Source organism: Rhizomicrobium sp. (assembly GCF_056722145.1).
Window position 1 is genome coordinate 1 of record NZ_JBWZET010000137.1, and the last position, 2497, is coordinate 2497.

The 2497-nt window shown below is 66.6% G+C and carries 2 protein-coding genes; both read left to right on the plus strand.

From position 1 onward, the window contains the following. A partial coding sequence (gene secD, locus AC1P6P_RS07675; protein WP_481401846.1) for a protein translocase subunit SecD occupies nt 1-1477 on the plus strand: 1477 nt, incomplete at its 5' end. Between the two features lie 12 nt (nt 1478-1489). Beyond that, nucleotides 1490-2467 carry a protein translocase subunit SecF gene (gene secF, locus AC1P6P_RS07680; RefSeq protein ID WP_481401847.1) on the plus strand — a complete coding sequence of 326 codons (978 nt, stop codon included), beginning with the start codon at nt 1490-1492 and terminating at the stop codon, nt 2465-2467. Nucleotides 2468-2497 lie beyond the last annotated feature (30 nt).

The following is a 2497-nucleotide window of genomic DNA, read 5'->3' on the forward strand; positions in this document are numbered from 1 at the left end:
CATCAACCTCGGGCTCGACCTCGCCGGCGGCAGCCACCTGCTGCTCGAGGCCAACGCCGATCAGGTGAGCAGCCAGCGGCTGGAGGCGATGGAGGAATCGGTCCGCACCAAGTTCCGGCTCAACGGCAAAGTGCGCATCGGCGACATTTCCAACCGCCACGGCGCGCTGTCGTTCATGGTCGAGGACCCGAGCCAGGTCGACGCCGCGCGCGAACTGGTGCTGCCGCTGACCAACGGCGCCGGCCTCACCGGCAAGCGCGACTGGGACCTCGGCATCGTCGATACCAGCCGCATCGTGCTGACCCCGACGAAGGAAGGCATCGACCAGGCGATCAGCAACGCCATGGACACCGCCACCGAAGTCGTGCGCAAGCGCATCGACGCGCTCGGCACCCGCGAACCGACGATCATCCGCCAGGGCGCGGACCGCATCGTCGTCCAGGTCCCCGGGCTCAAGGACCCGACCGCGCTCAAGAACCTGCTCGGCCAGACCGCCAAGCTCGAATTCAAGCTCGTCGATACCGCCGCCTCGCCGTCGGACATCGCGCAGGGCATCGCCCCCCCGGGGGACGAGATCGTGCCGTTCGCCGCCGGGGCCAGCCGCGCCGCAGCCGGCGCGCTCGCGGTCAAGCGGCTCGGCGGGATCAAGGGCGACCAGCTCACCAACGCGCAGGCCGGCAACGACCAGCGCAACAACCAGCCCGACGTGTCGATCACCTTCAACCAGGAAGGCGGCGAGAAGTTCGCCAAGCTCACCACCGCCAACGTCGGCAAGCCGTTCGCGATCATCCTCGACGGCAAGGTCCTGTCGGCGCCGAACATCAACGAGCCGATCCTCGGCGGGCAGGCGCAGATTTCGGGCAGCTTCACGTCGGAAAGCGCCAACCAGCTTGCCATCGCGCTGCGCTCGGGCGCGCTCCCGGTCGATCTCAAGGTGGTCGAGGAACGCACCGTCGGCCCCGATCTCGGCGCCGATTCGATCCACAAGGGCGTGATCGCCATGCTCGTCGGCACGCTCGCGGTCGTCGTCATCATCGCGCTCGTCTACGGCCGCTTCGGGCTTTACGCGGACCTTGCCCTCGTCATCAACGTGCTGATGATCCTCGGCATCATGGCGATCGCCAACACCACGCTGACGCTGCCCGGCATCGCCGGCTTCGTGCTCACCATCGGTGCCGCGGTCGATGCCAACGTGCTGATCAACGAACGCATCCGCGAAGAGCGCGCGCGCGGCCGCAAGGTCTTCCAGGCGGTGGAAATGGGCTACAAGGAAGCCAGCCGCGCGATCTTCGACGCCAACATCACCAACGTCATCGCCGCCGCGCTGATGTTCGTGTTCGGCTCGGGCCCGGTCAAGGGCTTCGCGGTGGTGCTGGTGATCGGCATCATCACCTCGGTGTTCACCGCGGTCATGCTCACCCGCATGTGGGTGGCCAACTGGCTGCGCCGCGCCCGCCCGACCGACATCACGATCTGAGGAACCAGCCCCATGCGCCTGCTCAAGCTCGTTCCCGAGAACACCAACATCCACTTCCTCAAGTGGCGCGTGCCGTTCTTCGTCGTCTCCGGCCTGCTGGTGCTGGCTTCGTGGGCGCTGGTGTTCACCCAGGGGCTCAACCTCGGGGTCGATTTCGTCGGCGGCCAGATGATCCGCGTCACCTTCACGCAGAGCGCCGAAGCCCCGGTCGCGGCGCTGCGCGGCGAGGTCGAGAAACTCGGCTATGGCGAGCCGATCATCCAGCGCTTCGGCAAGCCCAACGAAGTCTCGATCCGCATGCGCCTGCCCGCCGGATCGGACAAGAACACCGAAATCGCCGACAAGATGGCCAAGACCATCACCGCCGCGATCAAGGCCGCGCACGCCGACGCGCGGGTCGATGGCGTCGATTCGGTCTCGGGCAAGGTCTCCAAGGAGCTCGGCTGGACCGCGTTCAAGGCGCTCGGCTTCGCCGCGATCGCCATCTCGGCCTATATCTGGTTCCGCTTCGAATGGCAGTTCGGGGTCGGCGCGCTGCTCAGCCTCGTCCACGACGTGTCGCTGACCTTCGGGCTGTTCGCGGTCACCCAGATGGAGTTCGACCTCAACATCGTCGCGGCGGTGCTCACCATCATCGGCTACTCGCTGAACGACACCATCGTCGTCTACGACCGCATCCGCGAGAACCTCAAGAAGTTCCGCCGCATGCCGATGCCCGAACTGCTCGACCTGTCGGTGAACGAAACGCTGAGCCGCACGGTGATGACCTCGGCGATGATGCTGGTCACGCTGATCGCGCTGCTGCTGCTCGGGCCCAAGGTGATCTTCGGCTTCACCGCGGCGATCACCATGGGCATCTTCGTCGGCACCTACTCGTCGATCTACATGGCCGCGCCGATCCTGATCTGGCTCAACGTCACCGCGCAGAGCTTCATCCCCACCGAAACCGCGCTCGACAAGCAGGAACGCCTGGCCCGCGAACGGCCCTGACCGCACGGGAGGGACCGCACGGGAGGGCAG